This is a genomic window from Microbacterium sp. JZ70 (assembly GCF_053903225.1).
On sequence record NZ_CP096405.1, the window covers coordinates 2,513,876 to 2,540,065 of the forward strand.

Genomic DNA, 26,190 nt, shown 5'->3' on the forward strand with positions numbered 1-26,190 from the left:
TGGAACGGGTGGTGCGGGTGCCGGTCAGTCGGTCTCGGACTCGGCCGCGGCGCGCTGCGCGGAGACGCGCCGCTCGATCCGCGCCCCTCCGATCGTCGCATACGCCCACATGCCGCCGAACACGAGCGTGACGAGCAGGATCGCGGGCACGAAGAGCGCGCCCAGGGCGGTCGCGACCTGGAGCGCCCATCCGACGGCGAACGCCCAGCGGTGCCGGAGCAGGCCGCTCGTGAGCACCATCAGGACGGCGACGACGGCGCCCGCGACGATCCCCCACCACGGGGCGATCGGCTCGGGAAGCGCGCGGAGCCCATAGATCGACAGGCCGGCGAGGAACACGACGACCGCCTCGAACACGAGGACGATCGAGCCGATCTTCTCGGGCAGGGCGCGGTAGCGCGGCGCCCGGCGCGCGGCGCCCGTCACGCTCCGCTCACCGGCTTCCACTCCTCCTCCTGCGCGAGCAGGACGGCCTCTCCCGCGAGCACGACCGAGCCCGCGATCGCGACCGCGCGCCGCGGCGCCTCCTGCGCCCACGCGCGAGCCGCCTCTGCCGCGTCGTAGACGCCGGAGTGCACCGTGACGCGGAGGCCCGCGGCCTCCGCGATGTCGGCGAGTCGATCCGCGTCGCTCGCGCGGTCCGACGACGGAACCGTGGCGAAGACGTGCGCGGCGACCGGGGCGAGCGCGGCCACGATGCCCGCGGCGTCCTTGTCGTCGAGGACGCCGAGGACGACGCCCCACTCGTCGAAGTCGAACGACTCCTTCAGCGCGGCCGCGAGGGCGCGCGCGCCGTGCGGGTTGTGCGCGGCGTCCACGACGACGGTCGGCTCGATGCCGACGAGCTGGAGCCGACCCGGCGAGGTCGCCTGCTGGAGCCCGTCGGTGAGCACGCCCGACGCGATCGCCTGGCTGCCCGCGCCGATCAGCGCCTCGACCGCCGCGATCGCGACCGCGGCGTTCTGCCCCTGATGACGCCCGTAGAGCGGGAGGTACTCCTCGTCGTACGAGCCGGCGAGGCCCTTGACGGAGATGAGCTGGCCGCCGACCGCGAGCCGGTCGTCGACGAGGGCGAAGTCCTGCCCCTCGAACGCGACGGTCGCGTTCCTCTGCGCGGCGACCCGGCGGATGACGGCCTCGGCCTCGGGACGCTGGACGGCGGAGACGACCGACGCGCCGTCCTTGATGATGCCGGCCTTGACCTCGGCGATCTCCTCCACGGTCGATCCCAGGCGGCTCACGTGGTCGATGTCGATGGGCGTGAGCACCGCGACGTCGCCGTCGGCCGTGTTCGTGGAGTCCCAGCTGCCGCCCATCCCCACCTCGAGCACGAGCACGTCGACGGGCGCGTCCGCGCACGCGACGAACGCGAGCACGGTGAGGAGCTCGAAGAACGTCAGGCGCGCGTCGCCGCGGGCCTCGAGCTCGGCGTCGACGATCCCGACGAAGGGCTCGATCTCGTCCCAGGCGTCGGCGATCGCCGCATCCGCGATCGGCTCGCCGTCGATGAGGATCCGCTCGGTGAATCGGGTGAGATGCGGGCTCGTGAACAGCCCCGTGCGGAGGCCGTGCGCGCGGATGAGGCTCTCGATGATGCGTGCCGTCGAGGTCTTCCCGTTCGTCCCCGTGATGTGCACGACCCGGTAGGTGCGCTGCGGGTCGTCCAGGAGCTCGAGGATGCGGCCGACGCGCTCGACACGCGGCTGCACCCACTGCTCCCCCGCCCTCGCCAGCAGCGCGTCGTAGACGGCGTCGGCCCTGGCCCGGTCGTTCGCGCTCACGCGGCGCTCCCCACTCGCGAGACGGCGACGGCGAAGTCGCCCGCGTTCGCGTAGGTTCCCGCGGGCACGGTCGCCGTGTGCTCGGCGGCGTCGGTCGTCGAGCCCTCGACGACCGCGTGCTCGACGGCGAGGGTCTCCCCCGCGACGTCGGCGACATCCCACGCGCGGCGCACGGCAGCGGCGTCGTCGGCCGACGCGAACGCGAGCTGCAGGCGGATGCGGTCGCTCACCTCGAAGCCCGCGGCCTTGCGCGTGTCCTGCACGGCGCGCACGACGTCGCGGGCGAGGCCCTCGGCCTCGAGCTCCGGCGTCGTCGTCGTGTCGAGCAGCACGAAGCCGCCCGACGGCAGGGTCGCGATCGCCTCGCCATCCGGCCGGCCCGACGTGTCGAGTGCGAGCTCGTACTCCCCCGGCTCGAGGGCGATGCCGTCGGCGGTCACGACGCCGTCCTGCTCGGTCCAGGCGCCCGACTTCGCGGCGCGGATGACCTGCTGCACCTGCTTGCCCAGACGCGGTCCCGCGGCACGCGCGTTGACCGTGAGGCGGTGCGAGATGCCGTACTGGGCCGCCGTGTCGTCGCCGAGCTCCACGAGCTCGACGGCCTTCACGTTGAGCTCGTCGCGCAGGATGTCGTCGAACTGCGCGAGCGCCTCTGCGTTCGCGGTCACCACGGTCAGCTTGGCGAGCGGAAGGCGCACGCGCAGCCCCTCCTTCTTGCGGAGCGCGTTCGCGAGGCTCGAGGCCTCGCGCACGGCGTCCATGGCCGTCCGGATGTCGGCCGCATCGGCGAACTCGGCGGCATCGGGCCAGTCCTCGAGGTGCACGCTGCGTCCGCCCGTGAGTCCCTGCCACACGCGCTCGCTCACGAGCGGGATGAGCGGCGCCGCGACGCGCGTGAGCGTCTCGAGCACGGTGTAGAGCGTGTCGAAGGCCTCGCGGCTGCGCGGGTCGTCCGTGACGCCGAGCCAGAAGCGATCCCGCGAGCGGCGGATGTACCAGTTCGTGAGGACCTCGGCGAAGTCGCGCAGCCGCGCCGAGGCCGTCGTGGAGTCGAGCTGGTCGAGGTCGGCCGCGACGTCGCGCACGAGGTCGCCCGTGAGCGCGAGGATGTAGCGGTCGAGCACATCCGTCGAGTCCGCGCGCCGCGTGGCCTCGTAGCCCGCGCCATCCGGGCCCGCTGCGGCGTTCGCGTACGTCGCGAAGAAGTACCACGAGTTCCACAGCGGGAGGAGGAACTCGCGCACGCCCGAGCGGATTCCCTCCTCGGTCACGACGAGGTTGCCGCCGCGCAGCACGCTCGACGACATGAGGAACCAGCGCATGGCATCCGACCCGTCGCGGTCGAAGACCTCCGACACGTCGGGGTAGTTCCGCAGCGACTTCGACATCTTCTGGCCGTCGTTGCCGAGCACGATGCCGTGGCACGAGACGCCCGTGAAGGCGGGCCGGTCGAACAGCGCGCCCGACAGCACGTGCATGACGTAGAACCAGCCGCGCGTCTGCCCGATGTACTCGACGATGAAGTCGGCCGGGGCGTGCGTCTCGAACCAGTCCTTGTTCTCGAACGGGTAGTGCACCTGCGCGAACGGCATCGAGCCCGAGTCGAACCAGACGTCGAAGACGTCCTCGATCCGGCGCATCGTGCTCTTCCCCGTCGGGTCGTCGGGGTTCGGGCGCGTGAGCTCGTCGATGTACGGGCGGTGCAGGTCGACCTCGCCCTTCTCGTTGCGCGGGAGGCGGCCGAAGTCGCGCTCGAGCTCCTCGAGCGAGCCGTAGGCGTCCACGCGGGGGTGATTCGGGTCATCCGACTTCCACACGGGGATCGGCGAGCCCCAGAAGCGGTTGCGGCTGATCGACCAGTCGCGCGCGCCCTCGACCCACTTCCCGAACTGGCCGTGCTTGACGTTCTCGGGCGCCCACGTGATCTGCTCGTTGAGCTCGACGAGGCGGTCGCGGAAGTCGGTCACCCGGATGAACCAGCTCGACACGGCCTTGTAGATGAGCGGGTTCCGGCATCGCCAGCAGTGCGGGTACGAGTGCTCGTACGACTGCAGGCGCAGGAGCCGCCCGCCCTGGCGCAGCAGGCGCACGAGCGGGGTGTTCGCGTCGAGCCAGAGCTCGCCGGCGACGTCCGGGACGATGTCGAGGAACCGGCCGTCGTCGCCGAGCGACACGATGGTGGGGATGCCCGCCGCGTCGTTGAGGCGCTTGTCGTCCTCACCGTAGGCGGGAGCCTGGTGGACGATGCCCGTGCCGTCGCCGGTGGTGACGTAGTCGTCGACGAGGATCCGCCACGCGCGCTGCGTGCCCCAGGTCTCGGCGTCGGCGAAGTAGTCCCACAGCCGCTCATAGGCGACGTCGCGGAGCTGCTCACCCGTGACGCGGACGCGCACGGCCTCGCGCGCAGCGGCGGCGTCGTCGTAGCCGAGGTCCTTGGCGTAGCCGCCGAGGAGGTCCTCCGCGAGCAGGAACTCCGCGCCATCCGCCGCCTCGCCTGCCCCGTTCGGACCGACCGGGACGACCGCGTAGACGATCTCCGGGCCGACCGCGAGGGACATGTTCGTCGGCAGCGTCCACGGGGTCGTCGTCCAGGCCAGGGCGCGCGCGCCCTCGATGCCCAGCGCCGCGGCCTTCTCGCCGACGAGCGGGAAGGTCACCGTGACCGACGGGTCTTGCCGCATCTTGTAGACGTCGTCGTCCATGCGCAGCTCGTGGTTCGACAGCGGCGTCTGGTCGCGCCAGCAGTACGGGAGCACGCGGTAGCCCTCGTAGGCGAGGCCCTTGTCGAACAGCGTCTTGAACGCCCAGAGGACGCTCTCCATGTACGTCGTGTCGAGCGTCTTGTAGCCCCGCTCGAAGTCCACCCAGCGCGCCTGGCGGGTGACGTAGTCCTCCCACTCGCGCGTGTAGGCGAGCACGGAGTCGCGGGCCTTGGCGTTGAACGCGTCGATCCCCATCTCGAGGATCTCGTGCTTCTCGGTGATGCCCAGCTGCTTCATCGCCTCGAGCTCGGCGGGGAGCCCGTGGGTGTCCCAGCCGAACACGCGGTCGACCTTGCGCCCGCGCATCGTCTGGAAGCGCGGGAAGAGGTCCTTCGCGTACCCGGTGAGGAGGTGCCCGTAGTGCGGCAGGCCGTTCGCGAACGGCGGCCCGTCGTAGAAGACCCACTCCTCGGCGCCCTCGCGCTGCGCGATCGACGCACGGAAGGTGTCGTCCGCGGCCCAGAAGTCGAGGATCTCGCGCTCGATCTCGGGGAAGCGGGGGCTCGGCACGACGGTGCTCTTGTCGGCGGCGGGGCCGAACGAGGACTTCGGGTAGGTCATCTCACTCCAGCAGTTCCTAGGGGACTGCGAGGACGACCTCCGCCGACGAGACGGCAGGAGCCGCGGTACCACCCCGCGTTGCGCCGCATGCGACGCCGCTCTCACTGCGGCTGTGACGGGCCTGCCCCGCGCGGTTCTACTGAGGTCCTTGCGTTCCCGTTCTTCCGCGAGCTCCCCGGTGATGGCCGGATCGGTGCCGATGCCCCCATCCTACCGCCGCCGGGCGCCGGTGCGCACGGCGTGTCGGCGCGGGCGCGTAGGGTCGACGGATGGCCAGGAAGCAGGATCGCCCGATCGCCCCGCGCGTGAGCGCACCGGATCTGCCGGACGCCCTCGAGGACGCCGTCCCTCGGCGATACGCGGACCTGCAGCGGTCGCGCCTGGCGGGTCTCGCGGGCGACGTCGACCTCGAGCACGCGTCGCTCGAGGAGTGCGTCATCGCCGCTCCGTCGGTCGAGACCCTCGCCCTGCGCGGCGCGACGCTCATCGACGTCGAGATCTCCGACATCCGCGCCGTCTCCGTCGTCGCCCGCGACGCGACCATCCGTCGGCTGCGCATCGCGGGCGGACGCATCGGGACGCTCGACCTCGCGGACGCGGGCGTCGCGGAGCTCGAGCTGCGCGACGTGCGCGTGGACTACCTCTCGTTCGCGGGCGCACGACTGGAGGATGTGCGCATCGTCGACAGCACCATCCGCGCGATCGATCTGCCGCAGGCGCGCCTGACGCGGGTGGCGTTCGAGGGCTGTCGGGCCGACGAGGTCGACCCGCGCGGCATGCGCGCCGCCGACCTCGACCTGCGCGGGCTCGACGCGCTGTCCTACCTCGACGTGCTCGCCCTGCGCGGCGCCACGCTCACGGACGACCAGGTGCGGATGCTCGCTCCCGCGTTCGCGGCGGCCGCGGGCATCGACGTGAAGGGCTGAGGCGCGGCGGCGGGTTCTCGTCATCCCCGCGGCGCGCGATGGAGTCCCTGGGCGACGGCGCGCATGACGAGGTCCTGCACGGTCGCCCAGTCGTCGAGGATCTGCCTTCGCCCGACGCGGATCACGTGGTAGCCCATGAGCCGCAACGCCGCATCGTGCTCGTTGTCGATCATCCGCTGCGCGTCGACGTGGGTTCCGCCGTCGATCTGCAGGACGAGTCGCTCCCCGATGAGCAGGTCGACGCGGTGACCGGCGATCCAGATCTGACGGCGCATCGGGAGCCTCAGCCATCGCAGGCGCGGGATGACGATCGTCTCGAGGCCCGAATCGGCGAACGGCATCATGAGCTCGCACAGCTCGCGCGCCGCGGGGCGGAGTGGGTAGCCCGACATCGTCTCGCGGTCGACCAGGCCCCTGCTGAGGGCTGATTCCCAGATCGCCAGGGCGTGCTCGCGAGGCTGGCACGCGGCGACGAGCGCGAGGACGTTCTCGATCGAGTCCTCGAACACGCCGGGCGGTCGCGGTACGAGCGGCGTCGACCAGTGCACGTGCGCGTCGGTCTGCTGAAGCAGCGCGGTGTGCGGCGCCGCCGCGACATGCCACCGGCTCGAGGGATGCGTCCAGAGCTCGAGACGCCTCGCTTGCGAGACGCACGAGACGACCACTCCGATCCGCGCTGCGGCGATCAGCGCCGGATCCACCCCCTTCTGGGCGATCCACCCCCGTCGGGGCGACTGCACCTCTCCTGCGGCCACGGCGCGACGTATCCGCGATCGCGGCACACCCTCGGCGACGAGCGATGCCGAGCGCGCGATGCCGCCGTGCCGCGCCAGTGCCTCGTGCAGGTCCATCCTCCGAGCATCGACGGATGGCCGTCGTCATGGGGGCGAGGCACTGCCGATCGTGCGGGACGCGCCGATCGAAGCCGCCTGTGCACGCGACGACGGGCACCCGGGCCGGGGCGCGGCGTCCGGGTCGGGGTCCGGCGGGACGGCGCCTTGACCGTGCGGGCGCGGCGTCCCGTGTCGGCGCAAGGGCGGGCATCGACGCCGTCGCCGTCGCCGTCGCCAGGAGGATGACGCTTTCCCAGGGCGATTCCCGTCATATCGTCCTGGGAAAGCGCCATCCTCCTGGCTTCGCGCTGCGACACGGGTGCCTGCCCCGCCCCGGCCCCCCCCGGCCCAGGCCCCCACCCCGCCGGCCCAGGCCCCCGCCCCACCCCGCCCGGCCCTCCCGGGCCACTCCTCCCCGCCCCGGTACACTGGTCGCGCACCCACACTCAGGCACGCAGACACCGTGCCGTACATAGCGCGCGAGGAGATCCCATGGCCGCCATTCCCGACAAGCCCGCACTCGAGGGTCTCGAAGCGAAGTGGGGTGAGTCCTGGGAGCAGCAGGGCACCTACCTCTTCGACCGCGACGCCGCCCGCGCGAAGGGGCGCGCCGGCGTCTTCTCGGTCGACACCCCGCCGCCCACCGCGAGCGGCAGCCTCCACATCGGCCACGTGTTCTCGTACACGCACACCGACGTGAAGACCCGCTACGAGCGCATGCGCGGCAAGACGGTGTTCTACCCGATCGGCTGGGACGACAACGGCCTGCCCACCGAGCGCCGCGTGCAGAACTACTACGGCGTGCGCTGCGACCCGTCGCTCCCCTACGACCCCGACTTCACGCCGCCGTTCGAGGGGACGACGAAGACGATCAAGGCCGCCGACCAGATCCCGGTGAGCCGCCGCAACTTCATCGAGCTGTGCGAGAAGCTCACGGTCGAGGACGAGAAGACCTTCGAGGACCTGTGGCGCACCCTCGGGCTCTCGGTCGACTGGACGCAGACCTACCGGACGATCTCCGACGACACCATCCGCACGAGCCAGCTCGCGTTCCTGAAGAACCTCGAGCGGGGCGAGGCCTACCAGGACCTCGCTCCCACCCTGTGGGACGTCGACTTCCGCTCCGCGATCGCGCAGGCGGAGCTCGAGGATCGCGACCAGCAGGCCGCCTACCACCGCCTCGCGTTCCACCGGACGGATGGCTCGGGCGACATCCATATCGAGACGACGCGTCCCGAGCTGCTCGCGGCGTGCGTCGCCCTCGTCGCCCACCCCGACGACGAGCGCTACCAGCCCGTCTTCGGCTCGACCGTGACGACGCCCGTGTTCGGCGTCGAGGTCCCCGTCCTCGCGCACCCGCTCGCGCAGCCCGACAAGGGCTCGGGCATCGCGATGATCTGCACGTTCGGCGACGTGACCGACATCATCTGGTGGCGGGAGCTCGACCTCCCCAACCGGACCATCATCGGCAAGGACGGCCGCGTCGTCGCCGACGCGCCCGAGGCGATCACGTCGGATGGCGGCAGGGCCGCGTTCGCGGAGATCGCCGGCAAGACGGTCTTCAGCGCCAAGAAGCGGATGGTCGAGCTGCTGGAGGAGTCCGGCGAGCTCACGAGCGTGTCGGCCCCGTTCACGCATCCCGTGAAGTTCTTCGAGAAGGGCGACCGACCGCTCGAGATCGTCTCGACGCGCCAGTGGTACATCCGCAACGGAGCGCGCGAGGCCGAGCTGCGCGAGCGGCTCCTCGCGCTCGGCCAGGAGATCGAGTGGCACCCGGAGTTCATGCGGGTCCGCTACGAGAACTGGGTGAACGGCCTCACCGGCGACTGGCTCGTGTCGCGTCAGCGCTTCTTCGGCGTGCCGATCCCGGTCTGGTACGGCCTCGACGAGAACGGCGAGCGCGACTACGCGCGCGTCCTCGTGCCCGACGCCGCGAGCCTCCCGGTCGACCCGTCGAGCGACGTCCCGCCGGGCTACACCGAGGACCAGCGCGGCGTGCCGGGCGGATTCGAGGCGGAGACCGACGTCTTCGACACGTGGGCGACGTCGTCGCTGACCCCGCAGCTCGCGGGCGGATGGCAGCGCGACGAGGATCTGTGGAGCCTCGTGGCGCCGTTCGACCTGCGCCCGCAGGGCCAGGACATCATCCGCACGTGGCTCTTCTCGACCCTGCTGCGCAGCGCTCTCGAGGACGACCGTGCGCCGTGGGCGCACGCCGCGATCTCCGGCTTCATCGTGGACCCGGACCGCAAGAAGATGTCGAAGTCGAAGGGCAACGTCGTCACGCCCGCCGACATCCTCGAGAAGCACGGGTCCGACGCCGTCCGGTACTGGGCGGCGTCGAGCCGCCTCGGGACGGATGCCGCGTTCGACCCGCAGAACCCGACGCAGATCAAGATCGGACGCCGCCTCGCGATCAAGGTCCTCAACGCCGCGAAGTTCGTGCTGGGCTTCGAGGCGCCCGAGGGCGCCTCGGTCACCGAGCCGCTCGATCTGTCGATGCTCGCCGCGCTCGACGACGTCGTGGTGCAGGCGACGGCCGCGCTCGACGCGTACGACCACGCCCGCGCCCTCGAGCTCTCGGAGTCGTTCTTCTGGACGTTCTGCGACGACTACCTCGAGCTCGTGAAGGAGCGCGCGTACGCGGGCGGCGACGCGGGCGCCTCGGCGGCCGTCGCGCTGCGCACCGCGCTCTCGACGCTCCTGCGCCTGCTCGCGCCCGTCGTCGTCTTCGCCGCGGAGGAGGCGTGGTCCTGGTTCGAGACCGGCTCCGTGCATCGCGCAGCCTGGCCCGAGCCGACCGGGCTCGGCGGCGACACGGCCGTGCTCGCCGCCGCGAGCGAGGCCCTGATCGGCATCCGCCGCGCGAAGACCGAGGCGAAGGCCTCGCAGAAGACGCCCGTCGCCCGCGCAGTCGTCGCGGCTCCCGCCGAGCGCGCGGCCGCCCTGCGGCTCGCCGCCGACGACCTCAGGGCCGTCGGCCGGATCGCCGCGCTCGAGATCGAGGACGCCGACGCGTTCGCGGTCACCGACATCCAGCTGGCCGAGGAGGCCTGATGCAGCTCGGAACGCGCTGGTCGGCCGGCTCGGAGCCGCCGGCCAGCGTGCCCGCCTCGCTGCGCGCGGAGATCTCGCGCGTCGAGGCGGAGCTGCCGGATGACGCTCCGCGGCCGTCGTGGACGCTCACGTGGCTGGAGGGACGGCCGATCGCCGAGCTCGACACGGGGATCGAGGTCGTCATCGGCCCCGACGGGGTCGCGATCTCGCGCCCGTTCTCCGACTGAGAGGCGCCGCCGACGTCGTCGGCGGCGCCTCACCAGCGCAGCGCTCCGACGCCGTTCGCGGCCGCGGCGCGATCGCCGGCGCGCCGCGACTCGGCGATGAGCCCCTCGCGGGCGAGATCCGCCGCGATGCGCGCCGTCCGCGCGGCCGCGCGCCGATGCACGCGCGCCTGGAGGCCCTCGGCGACGCGCAGCGCCAGCCGCTCCCCCGCGCCGAGCGCGAGCGGCGGCGCCGCGTCGGGCATCGTGACCGACAGCGTCACGGTGAGCGTGGTCATGATCCTGCTCCTCTCTGCGGAAGGGGGAAGAGGTCGGCGCGCAGAGACACGCTCCGCACGCCCTCGCCCTCCTGCCCGCGGTAGCGGTCGACGTACTCGCTGAACAGCGCGTCCGCGCGCTCGGCGAGCTCCTTGAGCTGCGCCGCCGTGAGATGGGCGGTCGACGTCGTCGAGACGCTCGCGTCGCGCCACTCCTCGGGCTCGTCGTCGTACCCGCCCGTGAAGTAGTCGAACATCTCCTGGAAGCGCGCCCGGTGGTACTCGGCGACGGCCACCTGGAGCACGGCCCTGCCGGCCGGCGAGTCGCCGACCGACTCGCTGCCGAAGGCGATCCGGCCGCGGGGCCGCTCCCACCACCGCTCCCGGCCGCCGCGCCCCGCGACCTCGCGGACGAGATCGTGGCGCGCGAGCATCCGCAGGTGGTAGCTCGTCGAGCCGGATGACTCGCCCGTGAGCGCGGCGAGCGAGCTCGCGGTCTGCGGGCCCTCCCTACTCAGCAGGTCGAGGATGCGCACCCGCAGCGGATGTGCGAGCGCACGCAGCGCCGCCGTGTCGAGCACGCGCGTCTCGCGCTCCTCGGACACCTTCGCCTGTTCGTCGGTCATAACGCAAAGATATCTTTGCAAACGGCTCTTTGCAACCATCTCTTTGCATCACGCGGCGCGTGCCGCGCCCAGCACGACGGCCCTGGATAGGCTGACGGGATGACCGCGCCCGTGTTCAACCCCCTGCTCGCGCCCTCGCCCCTCCCCTACGGACTGCCCGACTACGCGGCCATCGAGCCCGGTCACTACCTGCCCGCGTTCGAGCGCGCCTTCGCCGAGCACCGCGCCGAGATCGACGCGATCACGGCCAACCCGGACGCCCCGACCTTCGAGAACACGCTCGAGCCGCTCGAACGCTCCGGCGCGCTTCTCGACGCGGTCTCGCGTGCGTTCTACACCGTGAACTCGGCGCACGCGACGGCGGAGATCCAGGAGATCGACGAGCAGCTCGCACCGCTCATGTCGGCGCACTCCGACGCGATCGAGCTCGACGCGGCGCTGTACGCGCGGATCGGGTCCGTCCGCGACCGGCTCGACGAGCTCGACCTCACCGCGGAGCAGCGCCGCCTCGTCGAGCGACGCCACACCGAGATGACGCGCGCCGGCGCCTCCCTCGACGACACGGCCAAGGAGCGGCTCACCGAGCTCAACGCGCGCCTGTCGACCCTCACCACGCGATTCGAGAAGAACCTCCTCGCCGACACGAACGACCTCGCGGTCGTCTTCGACAGCGCAGAGGAGCTCGAGGGCCTCGCGCCGGGCGAGCTGTCCGCCGCGGCCGAGGCCGCCCGCGAGCGAGGGCTCGATGGGCGCTATGCGGTCACCCTCACGCTCTTCACGGGCCATCCGCACCTGTCGTCGCTGGTCCGCAGAGACGCGCGCGAGCGCATCCTCGCCGCCTCCCGCGCCCGGGCGTCGCGAGGCAACGCGAACGACAGCTCCGAGGTCGTCCGCGAGATCGTGCGGCTCCGCGCCGAGCGCGCCGCGCTGCTCGGGTACCCCTCGCACGCGGCGTACGTGACCTCCGACGAGACCGCCGGATCTCCCGAGGCCGTGCGCGCTCTGCTGCGTCGCCTCGCCGGGCCGGCGGCGCGCAACGCGCAGCGTGAGAAGGCCGCGCTCCAGCGCATCGTCGACGAGACGGAGCCCGAGCCCTTCCCGCTCGCAGCGCACGACTGGGCCTTCTACACGGAGAAGGTGCGTCAGGCCGAGTACGACATCGACACGGCGGCTCTGCGGCCCTGGTTCGAAGCCGAGCGCGTCCTCCGCGACGGCGTGTTCCACGCGGCGCACGAGCTCTACGGGCTCTCCTTCCGCGAGCGCGCCGACCTCCCGAGCTACCACCCGGACGTGCGCGCCTTCGAGGTCCTCGATGCCGACGGCACGCCCCTCGGCCTCTACCTGCTCGACCTCTACGCGCGCGACACGAAGCGCGGCGGCGCCTGGATGAACTCGCTCGTCGCGCAGTCCGCGCTCCGCGGCACGAAGCCGGTCGTCGTGAACAACCTCAACGTCGTCAAGCCGGCCGCCGGCGAGCCGACCCTCCTCACGCTCGACAACGTGACGACCCTCTTCCACGAGTTCGGCCACGCCCTGCACGGGCTCTTCGCGCGCGTGACGTACCCGCACTTCGCGGGCACGGCCGTCCACCGGGACTTCGTCGAGTTCCCCAGCCAGGTGAACGAGATGTGGATCCTCTGGCCCGAGGTGCTCGCGAACTACGCCGTCCACCACGAGACCGGCGAGCCCCTCCCCGCGGACGTCGTCGAACGGCTCCGCGCGAGCGAGACGTTCAACCAGGGCTTCGAGACGAGCGAGTACCTCGCGGCCGCCTGGCTCGATCAGGCGTGGCACGCGCTGTCGCCGTCGGAGGCGGCGGCGGTGACCGACGTGGCGGCCTTCGAGGCCGCCGCGCTCGCCGACATCGGCCTGGACGAGCCGACCGTGCCGACGCGGTACTCCTCGACCTACTTCCAGCACGTCTTCGCGGGCGGGTACAGCGCGGGGTACTACTCCTACATCTGGGCCGAGGTGCTCGATGCCGACACCGTCGAGTGGTTCCGTGAGAACGGCGGGCTCTCGCGCGCGGGCGGCGACCGCTTCCGCGCGCGGCTGCTCGGCGTGGGCGGTGCGAAGGATCCGCTCGAGGCATACCGCGACTTCCGCGGGCGCGACGCCGAGATCGCCCCGCTGCTGAAGCGCCGCGGCCTCGACGCGTGACGCCTCAGGGCCGGTAGCGGTACCCGAGCCCCGGCTCCGTCAGCAGATGGCGCGGCCGGGCCGGGTCCGCCTCGAGCTTGCGCCGCAGCTGGCTCATGTAGAGGCGGAGGTAGGCGTCCTCCCCCGTGTACGCCGGGCCCCAGACGGCCGTGAGGAGCTCGCGCTTCCCGACGAGGCGGCCCACGTTGCGCAGCAGCACCTCGAGCATCGACCACTCGGTCGCGGTGAGGTGCACCGGCTCACCGTCGCGCGTGGCCGTGTGCGCCACGAGGTCGATCTGGGAGGGGCCGATCGCATGCCGATCGGCCTCCTCGGATGGCGCGGGCGCGGTCCGCAGGAGGGCGCGCACGCGCGCGAGCAGCTCATCGACCGCGAACGGCTTCGTGACGTAGTCGTTGGCGCCCGCGTCGAGCGCCGCGACCTTCTCCGCCGTCTGCGACCGTCCGCTGAGCACGAGGATGGGCATCCGGTGCGCGCCGCGCACCGTGGTGATGACCCCCACGCCGTCGAGCGCGGGCAGCCCCAGGTCGAGGATGACGAGAGCGGGCTCGTTCCGAGCGATCTCCCTGACCGCTTCGGCGCCGTCCGCCGCCTCGCGCACCTCGTACCCGCGCGCCTCGAGGTTGAGGGCGAGCGTGCGGCGGATCGCCGCATCGTCCTCGACGATGAGGATGGTCATGCGACGCCCCCATCCCGCGGCGCGACAGGGGCGATGGGCAGCTCGAGCACGCACGTGAGCCCTCCGCCCTCCGACGGGCGCAGCTCGAGCGTGCCGCCCATCGCCTCCGCGAACCCGCGCGAGAGGGAGAGACCGAGCCCCGCGCCGGACCCGCTGTCGTCGAGGCGACGGAATGCGCGGAACGCCTCCTCGCGCGACGCGGCCGGGATCCCCGGGCCGTGGTCGACGACCGCGAGCTCCACGCGCGCCCCGGCCGTGCGGATCCTCACCGCGACGTCGCCGCCGCCGTGGCGGAGGGCGTTGCCCACGAGGTTCGCGACGATCCGCTGCACGAGCACGGGATCGGCCAGCGCGTCCGGCACCCCGGGCGCCACCGTGACGGCGACGGCGCCCTCGTCGCCCAGCTCATCCAGCGCGAGCGCGACGGCGTCCTCGACCCGCATGGGCTCGATCGAGACCGGCAGCACGCCCGCGTCGAGCCGCGACGAGTCGAGCAGGTCGTCGAGCAGCCGCTCGAGGCGAGCGAGCGAGGCGATCGTCGTGCCGAGGAGCTCGCCCCGCTGGTCGGGGGTCCAGACGACGTCGGAGCTGGCGAGGCTCGTCGCCGCGGCCGATGCGGCGGCGAGCGGAGTGCGGAGGTCGTGCCCAACGGCCGCGAGGAGGGCGCTGCGCAGCCGGTCCGCCTCCTGCGCGGCGTCGGCTCGGCTCTGCGCCTCGAGCGCCTGACGCGCGAGCAGGAGGCGCGCCTCCGACTGCCCGACGACGAGGCTCACGATCACGCCCGCCGCGACGAACACGCCGATCGCGACGAGCTGCGCGCCGTCGGTCACGTGCAGGGTGTGCACGGGCTCCGCGAAGAAGTAGATGAGGAGCGGCCCCGCAGCGATCGACGCGACGAGGGCGACGACGATCCCACCCAGCACGGCGCCCACGACGACGATGAGCAGGTACAGGAGCGCCGCGACGACGAGGTCCTGCGCGTCGACCGAAGCGGCGACCGCCGCCGTCGCTCCCACGAGCGCCGCCGTGACCACGGCCGCGGCGGCGAGCTGCCGTCGCACGGGGAGCATCGCGAACCGCTGCACAGAGGAAGTCTCGCGGCTCCGGTCGGGCTGACGAGGGCGGCGCGCGCGGGCGGCGGAAATCCTGACGGAATCCTGACGCGAAGGCGGGTCCCGCGAGCCGCGACGGGACTAGCGTCGTCCGGTGTCCAGATCGAGAGGCGGAGAAGAGATGCTCGTCGAGAGCGCAGTGCCCCCGGACGTCACCGGGGAGTCCACATCGGAGATCGACTCCGGGAGGGGCGCGCCGTGGTGGCGCGTCATGTGCCTCACGGGCGTCGACTACTTCTCGACCCTCGGCTACCAGCCGGCGATCGCAGCCCTCGCCGCGGGCCTTCTCTCCCCCATCGCGACGCTCGTGCTCATCCTCGTCACGCTGCTGGGCGCCCTGCCGGTCTATCGGCGCGTGGCGAAGGAGAGCCCGCACGGCGAGGGGTCGATCGCCATGCTCGAGCGCCTCCTTCCCTGGTGGGGCGGGAAGCTCCTCGTGCTCGTCCTGCTCGGCTTCGCCGCCACCGACTTCATGATCACCATCACCCTGTCGGCCGCCGACGCGACGGCGCACATCGTCGAGAACCCGTTCGCCCCGGACGAATGGGAGGGGATGGAGATCCCGATCACCCTGTTCCTCGTGGCGCTCCTGGGGGCGGTGTTCCTCAAGGGCTTCCGCGGCGCGATCTCGATCGCGGTGGCGCTCGTCGGGGTCTTCCTCGCGCTGAACGCGGTGGTCGTGCTCGTGTCCTTCGCCGAGGTGGCCGCACGTCCCGAGGTTGTCGGCGACTGGACGGCCGCGCTCACCACCGCGCACGGGAGCCCGCTCGCGGCCATCGCCGTGGCGCTCCTCGTCTTCCCGCAGCTCGCGCTCGGCCTCTCCGGCTTCGAGACGGGCGTCGCCGTGATGCCGCAGATCCGCGGCATCCGCGGCGACACGGAGGCGCGGCCGGTCGGCCGCATCCGCGGGGCCCGCAAGCTGCTCACGGCCGCCGCGCTCACGATGAGCGCGTTCCTGCTCGGCTCGAGCGTCGTCACGACGCTGCTCATCCCCCAGGAGGAGTTCGCGCCCGGCGGCTCGGCGAACGGCCGGGCGCTCGCGTATCTGGCCCACGGCCTGCTCGGGGAGGGCTTCGGCACCGCCTACGACATCGCGACCGTGCTCATCCTCTGGTTCGCGGGCGCGTCGGCGATGGCGGGCCTGCTGAACCTCGTGCCCCGCTACCTGCCGCGCTACGGCATGGCCCCGCGCTGGGCGGCCGCCACGCGCCCCCTCGTCATCGTGTTCACCGCGATCGCGTTCGCCGTCACGCTCGCCTTCGAGGCCGACGTCGACGCCCAGAGCGGCGCCTACGCGACCGGCGTGCTCGTGCTCATCACCTCGGCGTCGATCGCGGTGGCGCTGTCCGCGCGTCGGCGGCGGCACCCGCGCGCGGCCGCCGGCTACGCGGTCATCGCCGCCGTGTTCCTCGCCACGACCGCGGTCAACGTCGTCGAGCGGCCCGACGGGGTCAAGATCGCCGCCCTGTTCATCCTCGGCATCGTGACGGTGTCCGTGCTGTCGCGCATCCCGCGGTCGTTCCAGCTCCGCGCGCGCTCGGTCGTCTTCGACGAGGCGGCCCTCGCGTTCGTCCGTCACGACGCGGAGCACCACGGTGCGATCCGCGTCGTGCCCAAGGAGCCGGGCTCCGGGACGGCGGCCGAGTTCGCCGACAAGCTCCGCAACGAGCGGCGCTTCAACGGCATCCCCCGCTCGGCGCAGGTGGTGTTCCTGCAGGTCATCCTCGGCGACTCGTCGGACTTCGAGGACGACCTCGTCGTCCGCGGCGAGGAGCACGCGGGGCACCGCATCCTCAGCGTCCATGCCACGAGCGTGCCGAACGCGATCGCCGCGGTGCTCCTCGCCATCCGGGACGAGACCGGCGTCGTCCCCGACGTCTACTTCGAGTGGAGCGAAGGCAATCCGGCGTCGAACATGCTGCGCTTCCTCGTCTTCGGGACGGGCGAGATCGCGCCGGTCACGCGCGAGGTGCTGCGGCGCGTGGAGCCCAAGCGGCGGCTCCGCCCCGACGTCCACGTGGGCTGAGCGGCTCCGGGCCGAGGATCCTCGATCCCCGGCCCGGAGGCGTCCGCTCGGCTACGCGCTCTTCTTGCGCTGCCGCAGCACGACCGTGGGGGGCGCGCCCTCCTCGACGGCGGCGCGGGTGACGATGACCTTGGCGACGTCGTCAGTGGACGGGATCTCGAACATGATCGGCCCGAGCACCTCCTCGAGGATGGCACGCAGCCCGCGGGCTCCCGTCTTGCGCCCGACGGCGAGGTCGGCGATCGCGCGCAGCGCGTCCTCCTCGAAGTCGAGCGCGACGCCGTCGAGCTCGAACATCCGCTGGTACTGCTTCACGAGCGCGTTCCGCGGGACGGTGAGGATCTCCATGAGCGCCTCCTGGTCGAGCGCGCCGACCGACGCGATGACGGGAAGGCGGCCGATGAACTCCGGGATGAGCCCGAACTTGTGGAGGTCCTCCGGGAGCACCTCCGCATAGAGCCCGCCGTCGTCGCGCTTGTCCTGGAGCGGGGCGCCGAACCCGACGCCGTGGCGCCCGACGCGCGCCGAGATGATGTCCTCGAGCCCGGCGAACGCGCCGGCCACGATGAACAGCACGTTCGTCGTGTCGATCTGGATGAACTCCTGATGCGGGTGCTTGCGCCCGCCCTGCGGAGGGACGGACGCCACCGTGCCCTCGAGGATCTTCAGGAGCGCCTGCTGCACGCCCTCGCCCGACACATCGCGCGTGATCGACGGGTTCTCCGCCTTGCGGGCGATCTTGTCGACCTCGTCGATGTAGATGATGCCGGTCTCGGCGCGCTTGACGTCGAAGTCGGCGGCCTGGAGGAGCTTGAGGAGGATGTTCTCGACGTCCTCGCCCACGTAGCCCGCCTCGGTGAGGGCCGTCGCGTCGGCGACGGCGAACGGGACGTTGAGCCGCTTCGCGAGCGTCTGCGCGAGGTAGGTCTTGCCCGACCCGGTCGGCCCGAGCATGAGGATGTTGCTCTTGGCGATGTCGACGTCCTCGGCCTTCTGCTCGGCCGTCTTGATCTCGCCGCGCGCGCGGACGCGCTTGTAGTGGTTGTACACCGCCACCGCGAGCGCGCGCTTGGCGGGCTCCTGGCCGACGACGTACTCCTCGAGGAACCCGAAGATCTCCCGCGGCTTCGGCAGGTCGAACTCCGCGACCCCGCCGTCGGCGTTGGACTCGGCCATCCGCTCTTCGATGATCTCGTTGCAGAGCTCGACGCATTCGTCGCAGATGTAGACGCCGGGTCCGGCGATCAGCTGCTGGACCTGCTTCTGGCTCTTCCCGCAGAAGGAGCACTTGAACAGGTCGGCACTCTCACCGATGCGAGCCATGGTCCTTCTCCTCCTGGGTCCCGGAAGGGGGTCTTCTTCGAGCCTAACCGCTGCCGCCGACACCGACGCCGTCCGACGCGGCATGGATGCGGGATGCCCCGGCCGTGCGAGCGCGCGACCGGGGCATCCTGCAGGATCCTGCTCGTCCTACTTCGTCAGCGGCGTGCGCTTGCGCGACGTGAGGACCTGGTCGACGAGGCCGTACTCGACCGCCTCGGTGCCACCCAGGATCTTGTCGCGGTCGATGTCCTTGTGGACCTCGGCCTGCGACTTGTTCGAGTGCTTCGCGAGCGTCTCCTCGAGCCACGTGCGCATGCGCAGGATCTCGGCCGCCTGGATCTCGATGTCCGACGCCTGCCCGTGGCCGGACTCGCCGACCGCGGGCTGGTGGATGAGGATCCGCGCGTTGGGCAGCGCGAGGCGCTTGCCCGGCGCGCCGGCCGCGAGCAGCACGGCCGCCGCCGAGGCGGCCTGACCCAGCACGACGGTCTGGATCTGGGGCGAGATGTACTGCATCGTGTCGTAGATCGCCGTCATGGCCGTGAACGAGCCGCCGGGCGAGTTGATGTACATGATGATGTCGCGGTCGGGGTCCTGGCTCTCGAGCACGAGCAGCTGCGCCATGACGTCGTCCGCCGACGCGTCGTCGACCTGGACGCCCAGGAAGATGACGCGGTCCTCGAAGAGCTTGTTGTACGGGTCCTGGCGCTTGTAGCCGTATGCCGTGCGCTCCTCGAACTGCGGCAGGATGTAGCGGCTGCTCGGGAGCTGGAAGCCCTGCGGCGTCGCCGCGCCGGTGTAGGGGGTGTTCATCGTGTGCGTCCTCGTCTCTCGGCTCACTGCGCGTCGCGGTCGGTGCCGCCCGCGCCCGTCACGTCCGCCGCATGCTCGCGGATGTGGTCCACGAACCCGTACTCGAGCGCCTCGTCGGCGGTGAACCAGCGGTCGCGGTCGCCGTCCTCGTTGATCTGCTCGACGGTCTTCCCGGTCTGCGCCGCGGTGATCTCGGCGAGGCGGTTCTTCATCGAGACGATGAGCTCGGCCTGCGTCTGGATGTCGCTCGCGGTGCCGCCGAAGCCGCCGTGCGGCTGGTGCAGCAGGACGCGTGCGTTGGGCGTGATGTACCGCTTGCCCTTCGTCCCGCTCGTGAGCAGGAGCTGCCCCATCGAGGCGGCCATGCCGATGCCCACCGTGACGATGTCGTTGGGCACGAACTGCATGGTGTCGTAGATCGCCATGCCGGCCGTGATCGAGCCGCCGGGCGAGTTGATGTAGAGGTAGATGTCCTTCTCGGAGTCCTCCGCGGCGAGAAGGAGGATCTTCGCGCAGATCTCGTTCGCGTTCTCGTCGCGCACCTCCGAGCCCAGCCAGATGATGCGGTCCTTGAGAAGCCTGTCGAAGACACTCTGTGCCATCAGCGGTTCGGCCATGAAATCACTCCATTTCGGTGATGCGTCGAGATCGACCCTACCGGCGCCGTTTCAGCGGTCCGGTCGTGTTCGCCCTGGGCATATCGGGTGTCGCATGCCCTGTCGGACCGCCCTTCCGCAAGCCCTTCCCTCCGGCACGTCGCGCCCGTTAGCGTGGCGGCATCGGCGCGGATCAACGGAGGGGTCCGCCCCGGGAGCCTCCGGACCGCGAGGAAGGCGCGCATGAACACCTGGCCCGGAAACCCCTACCCCCTCGGAGCGTCGTACGACGGCGACGGGACGAACTTCGCCCTCTTCAGCGAGGTCGCCGAGCGCGTCGAGCTCTGCCTCTTCGACGATGCGGGGGCCGAGACCCGCGTCGAGCTCACCGAGGTCGACGCGTTCGTCTGGCATGCGTACCTCCCGGATGTCGGCCCCGGCCAGCGCTACGGCTACCGCGTGCACGGGCCGCGCGACCCCGCCCAGGGGCTCCGGTGCAACCCGCACAAGCTGCTCGTCGACCCGTACGCGAAGGCGCTCTCCGGTGCGGTCGACTGGGACGCGTCGCTCTACGACTACGACTTCGACGACCCGGAGAAGCCGAACGAGGCCGATTCCGCGGGCCACACGCTGCTCGCGGTCGTCGTCAACCCGTACTTCGACTGGCGGGACGACCGGCCGCCGTCCGTCCCGTACGACCGCACGCTCATCTACGAGGCGCATGTGAAGGGCCTCACGGCGCTGCACCCCGACGTCCCCGAGGCGCAGCGCGGCACCTACGCGGGCATCGCCCATCCGAGCGTCATCGCCCACCTGCGCAAGCTCGGCGTGACCGCGATCGAGCTCATGCCGGTCCATCAGTTCGTGCACGACGGCCATCTGATCGAGCGGGGCCTGCGCAACTACTGGGGGTACAACACCCTCGGCTTCTTCGCGCCGCACAACGAGTACTCCTCATCGGGCGACGCCGGCGCGCAGGTCCAGGAGTTCAAGGGGATGGTCCGCGCACTGCACGCGGCCGGCATCGAGGTCATCCTCGACGTCGTCTACAACCACACCGCGGAGGGCAACCACCTCGGCCCGACCCTGTCGTTCCGCGGGATCGACAACCGCGCGTACTACCGGCTCGTCGACGACGACCCGTCCTTCTACATGGACTACACCGGCACGGGCAACAGCCTCAACGTGCGCAACCCGCACGCGCTCCAGCTCCTCATGGACTCGCTCCGGTACTGGGTCACCGAGATGCACGTCGACGGCTTCCGCTTCGACCTCGCGGCGACGCTCGCGCGCGAGTTCTACGACGTCGACCGGCTGTCGAGCTTCTTCGACCTCGTGCAGCAGGACCCGGTCGTCTCGCAGGTCAAGCTCATCGCCGAGCCCTGGGACGTCGGACCCGGCGGCTACCAGGTCGGCAACTTCCCTCCGCAGTGGACGGAGTGGAACGGCAAGTACCGCGACACCGTGCGCGACTTCTGGCGCGGCGAGCCCGCGACGCTCGGCGAGTTCGCGTCGCGCATCACCGGGTCGGCCGACCTCTACGAGACATCGGCACGGCTCCCGTCGGCCTCGATCAACTTCGTCACGGCGCACGACGGGTTCACGCTCAACGACCTCGTGTCGTACAACGAGAAGCACAACGAGGCCAACGGGGAGGGCGGGCGCGACGGCGAGTCCCACAACCGCTCGTACAACCTGGGAGTCGAGGGACCGACCGACGACCCCGCTGTCCTCGAGCTGCGCGCGCGCCAGCAGCGGAACTTCCTCGCGACCCTCCTGCTCTCGCAGGGCGTTCCCATGCTTCCCCACGGGGACGAGCTCGGACGCACGCAGCGCGGCAACAACAACGGCTACGCGCAGGACAGCGAGCTCACGTGGGTGCACTGGGACGAGGCGGACGGCCCGCTCATCGAGTTCACGGCCGCCGTGTCGCGCCTGCGCCGGCGGCACCCGGCGTTCCGACGACTGCGGTTCTTCGACGGGCGGCCCGTCCGCCGCGGCAAGGGCGACCCCCTGCCCGACATCGTGTGGCTGCGCCCCGGCGGCGACCCCATGGAGCCCGAGGACTGGGAGACCGCGTACGCGCGCTCGCTCGGCGTCTTCCTGAACGGGCAGGGCATCGGCGGCCGCGGCCCGCGCGGCGAGCGGATCGTCGACGTGCACTTCCTCATCTGCTTCAACGCGCATGACAGCGAGGTGGAGTTCACGCTGCCGCCCGACGAGTACTGCCCCCAGTGGGAGATCGTGCTCGACACCGCGGACGGCGCAGATCCGACGCCGCGCGCGGCGGGGTCGTCGCTCGCCGTGACGGCCCGCTCGATGCTCGTGCTCCGCGAGCACCGTGCACCGGAGGAGTCGCCCGATCACTCCCCCGCCGCATCGGTGCGGCTCCGGCTCGAGCGCGCCGCGGAAGAGGACGGCGCGTGACCCCGCGAACGCCGCGCTCGACGTACCGCCTGCAGATCAGCGCGGACTTCGACCTCGATGACGCGGCGGGTGCCGTCGCGTATGTGCGCGCACTCGGGTCAGACTGGCTCTACCTCTCGCCCCTGCTCGCGGCGGAACCCGGCTCGAACCACGGCTACGACGTCGTCGACCACACGCGCGTGGACCCGCTGCGCGGCGGAGCCGACGGGCTCGCCCGTCTCTCCGCGGCCGCACGGGAGGCCGGGCTCGGCGTGCTCGTCGACGTCGTCCCGAACCACATGGGCGTCGCGACGCCGGCGAACAACCCCTGGTGGTGGGATGTCCTCGCGCACGGCCGGGCGTCCCGGTGGGCGGATGCGTTCGACATCGACTGGGCCGCGGGCGGCGGACGCGTGCGCCTGCCCGTGCTCGGGGACGACAGCCCTCCGCTTCGGATCGAGGACGGCGAGCTGCGCTGCGGCGATCAGAGATTCCCCCTCGCCCCGGGATCGGCCGACGACGGCGCCGATCCGGAGACCGTGCACGGCCGCCAGCACTACGAGCTCGTCGACTGGCGGCGCGGCGACGCGGAGCTGAACTACCGCCGGTTCTTCGCGGTCTCCTCGCTCGCGGCGATCCGCGTCGAGGAGCCGTGGGTGTTCGACGCATCGCACGCCGAGATCCTCCGCTGGCTCCGCGACGGCCTCGTGGACGGGCTCCGCATCGACCATCCGGACGGCCTCGCCGACCCGGGAGGGTACCTCGCGCGCCTCGCGGACGCGACCGGGGGCCGCTACGTCGTCGTCGAGAAGATCCTCGAGGCCGGAGAGCACCTGCCCGCGCACTGGGCGACGGCCGGCACGACCGGGTACGAGGCGCTCGGAGACGTCGATCGCGTGCTCGTCGACCCGGCCGGCCGCGCCCAGCTCGACGCGCTCGAGGAGGAGCTGCGCGGCTCGCGCGCCGCGTGGGACGACCTCGTCCACGACGGCAAGCGCGCCGCGGCCGACGGCATCCTCGCGTCCGAGGTGCGTCGGCTCGTGCGGCTCCTGCCGGACCGGGCCCTGCCCGGTGGCGCGGACGCCGCCGACGCGCTCGCCGAGATCCTCGCCTGCTTCCCCGTGTACCGGTCATATCTGCCCGCCGGAGCCGAGCACCTCCACGCCGCCGTCGCCGAGGCGGCGCGGAGACGGCCCGACCTGGTGGCGGCCGTCGAGGCGCTCCTCCCGGTCCTCTCCGACCCCGCGGAGCCCGCCGCGGCGCGCCTCCAGCAGACCTCGGGCGCCGTGATGGCCAAGGGCGTCGAGGACACCGTGTTCTACCGCGTCGCGCGACTCGCCTCGCTTGCGGAGGTGGGCGGCGATCCCTCGGAGTTCGCGATCGACGTCGCCGAGTTCCACCGGCGCCAGATCGAGCGTCAGGCGCGCACGCCCGCATCGCTCACGACGCTCTCGACGCACGACACGAAGCGGGGCGAGGACACCCGCGCGCGGATCGATGCGCTCGCCGAGGTGCCGGAGCTCTGGCGCACGACCCTCGCGACGCTTCTCGCGCGCGCTCCCCTGGGCGACGCCCCGCTCGCGGCGCTCCTGTGGAGCACGCTCGCGGGCGCGTGGCCCGTCTCCCGCGAACGCGCTCACGCCTACGCGGAGAAGGCCGCACGGGAGGCCGCGACCGGCACATCGTGGCGCTCTCCCGACGCGGACTTCGAGGGGCGGCTCCACGCCCTCGTCGACGCGGCATTCGACGACCCCGAGGCGGCCGCCGCCCTCGAGGGCCTCGTGGACGCCATCCGCCCGGCCGGCTGGTCGAACGGCCTCTCCGCGAAGCTGCTGCAGCTCGCGATGCCCGGCGTGCCCGACGTGTACCAGGGCGCGGAGCTCTGGAACCGCTCGCTGGTCGATCCCGACAACCGGCGCCCCGTCGACTTCGGCGAGCGGCGCGCCCTGCTCGCGCAGCTCGATGCCGGGCCGCCGCCGCCCCTCGACGAGAGCGGCGCGGCGAAGCTGCTCGTCACCTCGCGCGCGCTGAGGGCGCGACGCGATCGACCCGAGCTCTTCACGCGCTACGCGCCGCTGACCGTGATCGGCGACACGGGGCGGCACGCGATCGCTTTCGACCGCGGCGGGGCCGTCGCGATCGCGACCCGCCTCCCGATCGGCCTCGCCCGCGCCGGCGGATGGGGCAGCGCATCCGTGCTCCTGCCTCCCGGCCGATACGCGGACGCCCTCACCGGCGCCGAGACCGAGGGCGGTGCCGTCCTCCTCGCCGAGCTTCTGCGCACCTACCCCGTCGCCCTGCTCCTGAGGCAGGCGCCGTGAGCTTCGAGGTGTGGGCACCGCACGCGCGGACCGCGACGCTCCTGCTCGACGGATCGCGGCTCGCGATGCGAGCAGCGCCCGACGGATGGTGGACGTCCGATGCCGAGCCGCGGCACGGCGCCGCCTACGGCTACCTGCTCGACGACGACGACACGCCCCTGCCCGATCCGCGCTCGCGCTGGCAGCCCGACGGGGTCGACGGGCTCAGCCGCGTGCACGACCCGTCGGCACACGCGTGGCAGGACAGCGGATGGACGGGCCGGCAGCTCGCGGGCGGCCTCATCTACGAGCTCCACGTGGGCACGTTCACGCCCGAGGGGACGCTCGACGCCGCCGCGGCGCGTCTGCCACACCTCGTCGACCTCGGCGTCGACTTCGTCGAGCTCCTGCCCGTGAACGCCTTCGACGGCCCGCGCAACTGGGGCTACGACGGCGTCCTCTGGTACGCGGTCGACGAGAGCTACGGCGGCCCGGACGCCTACCAGCGGTTCGTCGATGCCTGCCACGCCGCGGGCGTCGGCGTGATCCAGGACGTCGTCTACAACCACCTCGGGCCGAGCGGCAACCACCTCCCCCGGTTCGGGCCGTACCTGCGCGAGGACGACGAGAACACGTGGGGCGCAGGCGTCGACCTGCGCCTGCCCGCCGTGCGCGCGCATATCGTCGAGAACGCGCTCATGTGGCTGCGGGACCACCATGTCGACGCCCTCCGGCTCGACGCCGTCCACGCGCTCGTCGACGACAGCCCGACGCACATCCTCCAGGAGCTCGCCGAGGAGGTCGACGCGCTCAGCGCGCACCTGCGTCGGCCGCTCACGCTCATCGCCGAATCGGACCTCAACGATCCGACCCTCATCTCGCCCCGAGAGGCGGGCGGGTACGGCGTGCACGCGCAGTGGAGCGACGACTACCACCACGCTGTCCACGTCGCGCTCACGGGCGAGACGCACGGCTACTACGCCGACTTCGCTCCGCTGTCGGCCCTCGCGAAGGCGGCGACCCGCGGGTTCTTCCACGACGGCACGTGGTCGTCCTTCCGCGGACGCGCCCACGGCCGCCCCCTTCCGCCCGGCACTCCCGCGTGGCGGCTCGTCACCTACACGCAGAATCACGACCAGATCGGCAACCGCGCGACGGGCGATCGCCTGGCCGCCGCGCTCGACGAGGACCTGCTCGCCGTCGCGGCGCTCCTCTGCCTCGCGTCGCCGTTCACGCCGATGCTCTTCATGGGCGAGGAGTGGGCAGCGTCCACGCCCTGGCAGTTCTTCACGTCGCATCCCGATCCGCAGCTCGGGGAGGCAACCAGGGAGGGGCGCAGGGAGGAGTTCGCGCGGATGGGATGGGAGCGCGAGACCGTGCCCGACCCGCAGGACCCGGCGACGTTCGCGCGCTCGCGGCTCGACTGGAGCGAGCCCTATCCCGCGGATGGCGCTCCGACGCGGCACACGCGCATCCTCGCCGTCCATCGCGCGCTCGCGCGCCTGCGCAGGGCGGAGCCCGACCTCGTCGATCCGCGCCTCGAGCGGGTGTCGGCGGAGTGGAGCGAGGACGAGCGCTGGATCCGGCTCCGACGGGGCGGCCTGGAGATCGTCGTCAACCTGGCGGACGCGCCGCTGCGCATCCGGCCGGCCGCGGACGTCGTCTTCGCGACGGCGCCGCTCGATGACGACGACGGCGCGATGCTCGTGCCGCCACGCGCGGGAGCCGTCGTGCGGATCTGAGTCGGC

General features: G+C 72.1%; 19 protein-coding genes. 8 read left to right on the top strand and 11 right to left on the bottom strand.

Annotated elements, in window-relative coordinates; translation table 11 throughout:
• Positions 1–24 precede the first annotated feature (24 nt).
• The 3 genes from M1D46_RS11635 to ileS are packed head-to-tail and all read right to left on the bottom strand — an operon-like array spanning position 25 to position 5,104.
• Positions 25–447: a DUF4233 domain-containing protein gene (locus M1D46_RS11635; protein ID WP_456285618.1), complete on the bottom strand. Its 423-nt coding sequence runs from the start codon at positions 445–447 to the stop codon at positions 25–27.
• Entirely contained in the window at positions 423–1,781 is a 1,359-nt protein-coding gene (locus tag M1D46_RS11640) for a bifunctional folylpolyglutamate synthase/dihydrofolate synthase (protein ID WP_456283306.1), read from the bottom strand. Before M1D46_RS11640 ends, M1D46_RS11635 begins: the two co-directional genes overlap by 25 nt.
• Positions 1,778–5,104: an isoleucine--tRNA ligase gene (ileS, locus tag M1D46_RS11645; RefSeq protein WP_456285619.1), complete on the bottom strand. Its 3,327-nt coding sequence runs from the start codon at positions 5,102–5,104 to the stop codon at positions 1,778–1,780. The genes M1D46_RS11640 and ileS overlap by 4 nt, the downstream gene beginning before the upstream one ends.
• A gap of 269 nt (positions 5,105–5,373) precedes the next feature.
• Between ileS and M1D46_RS11650 the strand changes: the two genes are divergently transcribed.
• Positions 5,374–6,030, top strand: a complete 657-nt coding sequence (locus M1D46_RS11650) for a pentapeptide repeat-containing protein (protein ID WP_456285620.1) — start codon at positions 5,374–5,376, stop codon at positions 6,028–6,030.
• Between the two features lie 20 nt (positions 6,031–6,050).
• On the opposite strand, the gene M1D46_RS11655 is transcribed toward M1D46_RS11650, so the two are convergent.
• Positions 6,051–6,881 (bottom strand): DUF559 domain-containing protein, encoded by an 831-nt coding sequence (locus M1D46_RS11655; RefSeq protein WP_456285621.1) that lies wholly within the window; start codon positions 6,879–6,881, stop codon positions 6,051–6,053.
• 474 nt (positions 6,882–7,355) lie between these two features.
• Between M1D46_RS11655 and valS the strand changes: the two genes are divergently transcribed.
• Positions 7,356–9,920, top strand: coding sequence for a valine--tRNA ligase (gene valS, locus M1D46_RS11660; RefSeq protein ID WP_456285622.1), 2,565 nt, complete (start codon positions 7,356–7,358; stop codon positions 9,918–9,920).
• Positions 9,920–10,147, top strand: coding sequence for a hypothetical protein (locus M1D46_RS11665; protein ID WP_271172015.1), 228 nt, complete (start codon positions 9,920–9,922; stop codon positions 10,145–10,147). Before valS ends, M1D46_RS11665 begins: the two co-directional genes overlap by 1 nt.
• A 29-nt stretch (positions 10,148–10,176) precedes the next feature.
• Here the strand turns inward: M1D46_RS11665 and M1D46_RS11670 are convergent, their stop codons facing one another.
• Together M1D46_RS11670 and M1D46_RS11675 are read right to left on the bottom strand one after the other, a co-directional pair.
• Positions 10,177–10,422 carry a hypothetical protein gene (locus M1D46_RS11670; RefSeq protein WP_421076326.1) on the bottom strand — a complete coding sequence of 82 codons (246 nt, stop codon included), beginning with the start codon at positions 10,420–10,422 and terminating at the stop codon, positions 10,177–10,179.
• Positions 10,419–11,027, bottom strand: a complete 609-nt coding sequence (locus M1D46_RS11675) for a winged helix-turn-helix domain-containing protein (protein ID WP_271172017.1) — start codon at positions 11,025–11,027, stop codon at positions 10,419–10,421. Before M1D46_RS11675 ends, M1D46_RS11670 begins: the two co-directional genes overlap by 4 nt.
• Positions 11,028–11,126: 99 nt before the next feature.
• Here M1D46_RS11675 and M1D46_RS11680 point away from each other — a divergent pair, with 99 nt between their 5' ends.
• The gene (locus M1D46_RS11680; protein WP_456285623.1) at positions 11,127–13,187 is read left to right on the top strand and encodes a M3 family metallopeptidase; all 2,061 of its coding nucleotides are present in this window, start codon (positions 11,127–11,129) and stop codon (positions 13,185–13,187) included.
• 4 nt (positions 13,188–13,191) lie between these two features.
• On the opposite strand, the gene M1D46_RS11685 is transcribed toward M1D46_RS11680, so the two are convergent.
• Entirely contained in the window at positions 13,192–13,866 is a 675-nt protein-coding gene (locus M1D46_RS11685; protein ID WP_282977890.1) for a response regulator, read from the bottom strand.
• Positions 13,863–14,951 carry a sensor histidine kinase gene (locus M1D46_RS11690; protein WP_456283320.1) on the bottom strand — a complete coding sequence of 363 codons (1,089 nt, stop codon included), beginning with the start codon at positions 14,949–14,951 and terminating at the stop codon, positions 13,863–13,865. Before M1D46_RS11690 ends, M1D46_RS11685 begins: the two co-directional genes overlap by 4 nt.
• A 238-nt stretch (positions 14,952–15,189) precedes the next feature.
• Between M1D46_RS11690 and M1D46_RS11695 the strand changes: the two genes are divergently transcribed.
• Positions 15,190–17,004, top strand: a complete 1,815-nt coding sequence (locus tag M1D46_RS11695) for an amino acid transporter (protein ID WP_456285222.1) — start codon at positions 15,190–15,192, stop codon at positions 17,002–17,004.
• A 51-nt stretch (positions 17,005–17,055) separates the two neighbouring features.
• Here M1D46_RS11695 and clpX read toward each other — a convergent pair whose 3' ends face one another.
• The 3 genes from clpX to M1D46_RS11710 all read right to left on the bottom strand — a co-directional run bounded on the left by clpX (position 17,056) and on the right by M1D46_RS11710 (position 19,757).
• Entirely contained in the window at positions 17,056–18,327 is a 1,272-nt protein-coding gene (clpX, locus tag M1D46_RS11700; RefSeq protein WP_271172021.1) for an ATP-dependent Clp protease ATP-binding subunit ClpX, read from the bottom strand.
• Positions 18,328–18,474: 147 nt separating this feature from the next.
• On the bottom strand, positions 18,475–19,140 hold the full coding sequence (locus tag M1D46_RS11705) for an ATP-dependent Clp protease proteolytic subunit (RefSeq protein ID WP_271172022.1): 666 nt from the start codon (positions 19,138–19,140) through the stop codon (positions 18,475–18,477).
• 23 nt (positions 19,141–19,163) lie between these two features.
• Positions 19,164–19,757, bottom strand: a complete 594-nt coding sequence (locus M1D46_RS11710) for an ATP-dependent Clp protease proteolytic subunit (protein ID WP_271172023.1) — start codon at positions 19,755–19,757, stop codon at positions 19,164–19,166.
• Between the two features lie 222 nt (positions 19,758–19,979).
• Here M1D46_RS11710 and glgX point away from each other — a divergent pair, with 222 nt between their 5' ends.
• From glgX to treZ, 3 genes are read left to right on the top strand one after another with little or no spacing between them, the layout of a single operon-like run.
• Entirely contained in the window at positions 19,980–22,163 is a 2,184-nt protein-coding gene (gene glgX, locus M1D46_RS11715; RefSeq protein ID WP_324014653.1) for a glycogen debranching protein GlgX, read from the top strand.
• Positions 22,160–24,463, top strand: coding sequence for a malto-oligosyltrehalose synthase (gene treY, locus M1D46_RS11720; protein ID WP_456285624.1), 2,304 nt, complete (start codon positions 22,160–22,162; stop codon positions 24,461–24,463). The genes glgX and treY overlap by 4 nt, the downstream gene beginning before the upstream one ends.
• Positions 24,460–26,184, top strand: coding sequence for a malto-oligosyltrehalose trehalohydrolase (treZ, locus tag M1D46_RS11725; RefSeq protein ID WP_456285625.1), 1,725 nt, complete (start codon positions 24,460–24,462; stop codon positions 26,182–26,184). The genes treY and treZ overlap by 4 nt, the downstream gene beginning before the upstream one ends.
• Positions 26,185–26,190 lie beyond the last annotated feature (6 nt).

Bases quoted from the DNA above. Each gene is read 5' to 3' on its own strand.
- ileS (WP_456285619.1), bottom strand. From the start codon at position 5,104: ATGACCTACCCGAAGTCCTCGTTCGGCCCCGCCGCCGACAAGAGCACC.
- M1D46_RS11650 (WP_456285620.1), top strand. From the start codon at position 5,374: ATGGCCAGGAAGCAGGATCGCCCGATCGCCCCGCGCGTGAGCGCACCG.
- M1D46_RS11655 (WP_456285621.1), bottom strand. From the start codon at position 6,881: ATGGACCTGCACGAGGCACTGGCGCGGCACGGCGGCATCGCGCGCTCG.
- valS (WP_456285622.1), top strand. From the start codon at position 7,356: ATGGCCGCCATTCCCGACAAGCCCGCACTCGAGGGTCTCGAAGCGAAG.
- M1D46_RS11665 (WP_271172015.1), top strand. From the start codon at position 9,920: ATGCAGCTCGGAACGCGCTGGTCGGCCGGCTCGGAGCCGCCGGCCAGC.
- M1D46_RS11670 (WP_421076326.1), bottom strand. From the start codon at position 10,422: ATGACCACGCTCACCGTGACGCTGTCGGTCACGATGCCCGACGCGGCG.
- M1D46_RS11675 (WP_271172017.1), bottom strand. From the start codon at position 11,027: ATGACCGACGAACAGGCGAAGGTGTCCGAGGAGCGCGAGACGCGCGTG.
- M1D46_RS11680 (WP_456285623.1), top strand. From the start codon at position 11,127: ATGACCGCGCCCGTGTTCAACCCCCTGCTCGCGCCCTCGCCCCTCCCC.
- M1D46_RS11685 (WP_282977890.1), bottom strand. From the start codon at position 13,866: ATGACCATCCTCATCGTCGAGGACGATGCGGCGATCCGCCGCACGCTC.
- M1D46_RS11695 (WP_456285222.1), top strand. From the start codon at position 15,190: ATGTGCCTCACGGGCGTCGACTACTTCTCGACCCTCGGCTACCAGCCG.
- clpX (WP_271172021.1), bottom strand. From the start codon at position 18,327: ATGGCTCGCATCGGTGAGAGTGCCGACCTGTTCAAGTGCTCCTTCTGC.
- M1D46_RS11705 (WP_271172022.1), bottom strand. From the start codon at position 19,140: ATGAACACCCCCTACACCGGCGCGGCGACGCCGCAGGGCTTCCAGCTC.
- M1D46_RS11710 (WP_271172023.1), bottom strand. From the start codon at position 19,757: ATGGCCGAACCGCTGATGGCACAGAGTGTCTTCGACAGGCTTCTCAAG.
- glgX (WP_324014653.1), top strand. From the start codon at position 19,980: ATGAACACCTGGCCCGGAAACCCCTACCCCCTCGGAGCGTCGTACGAC.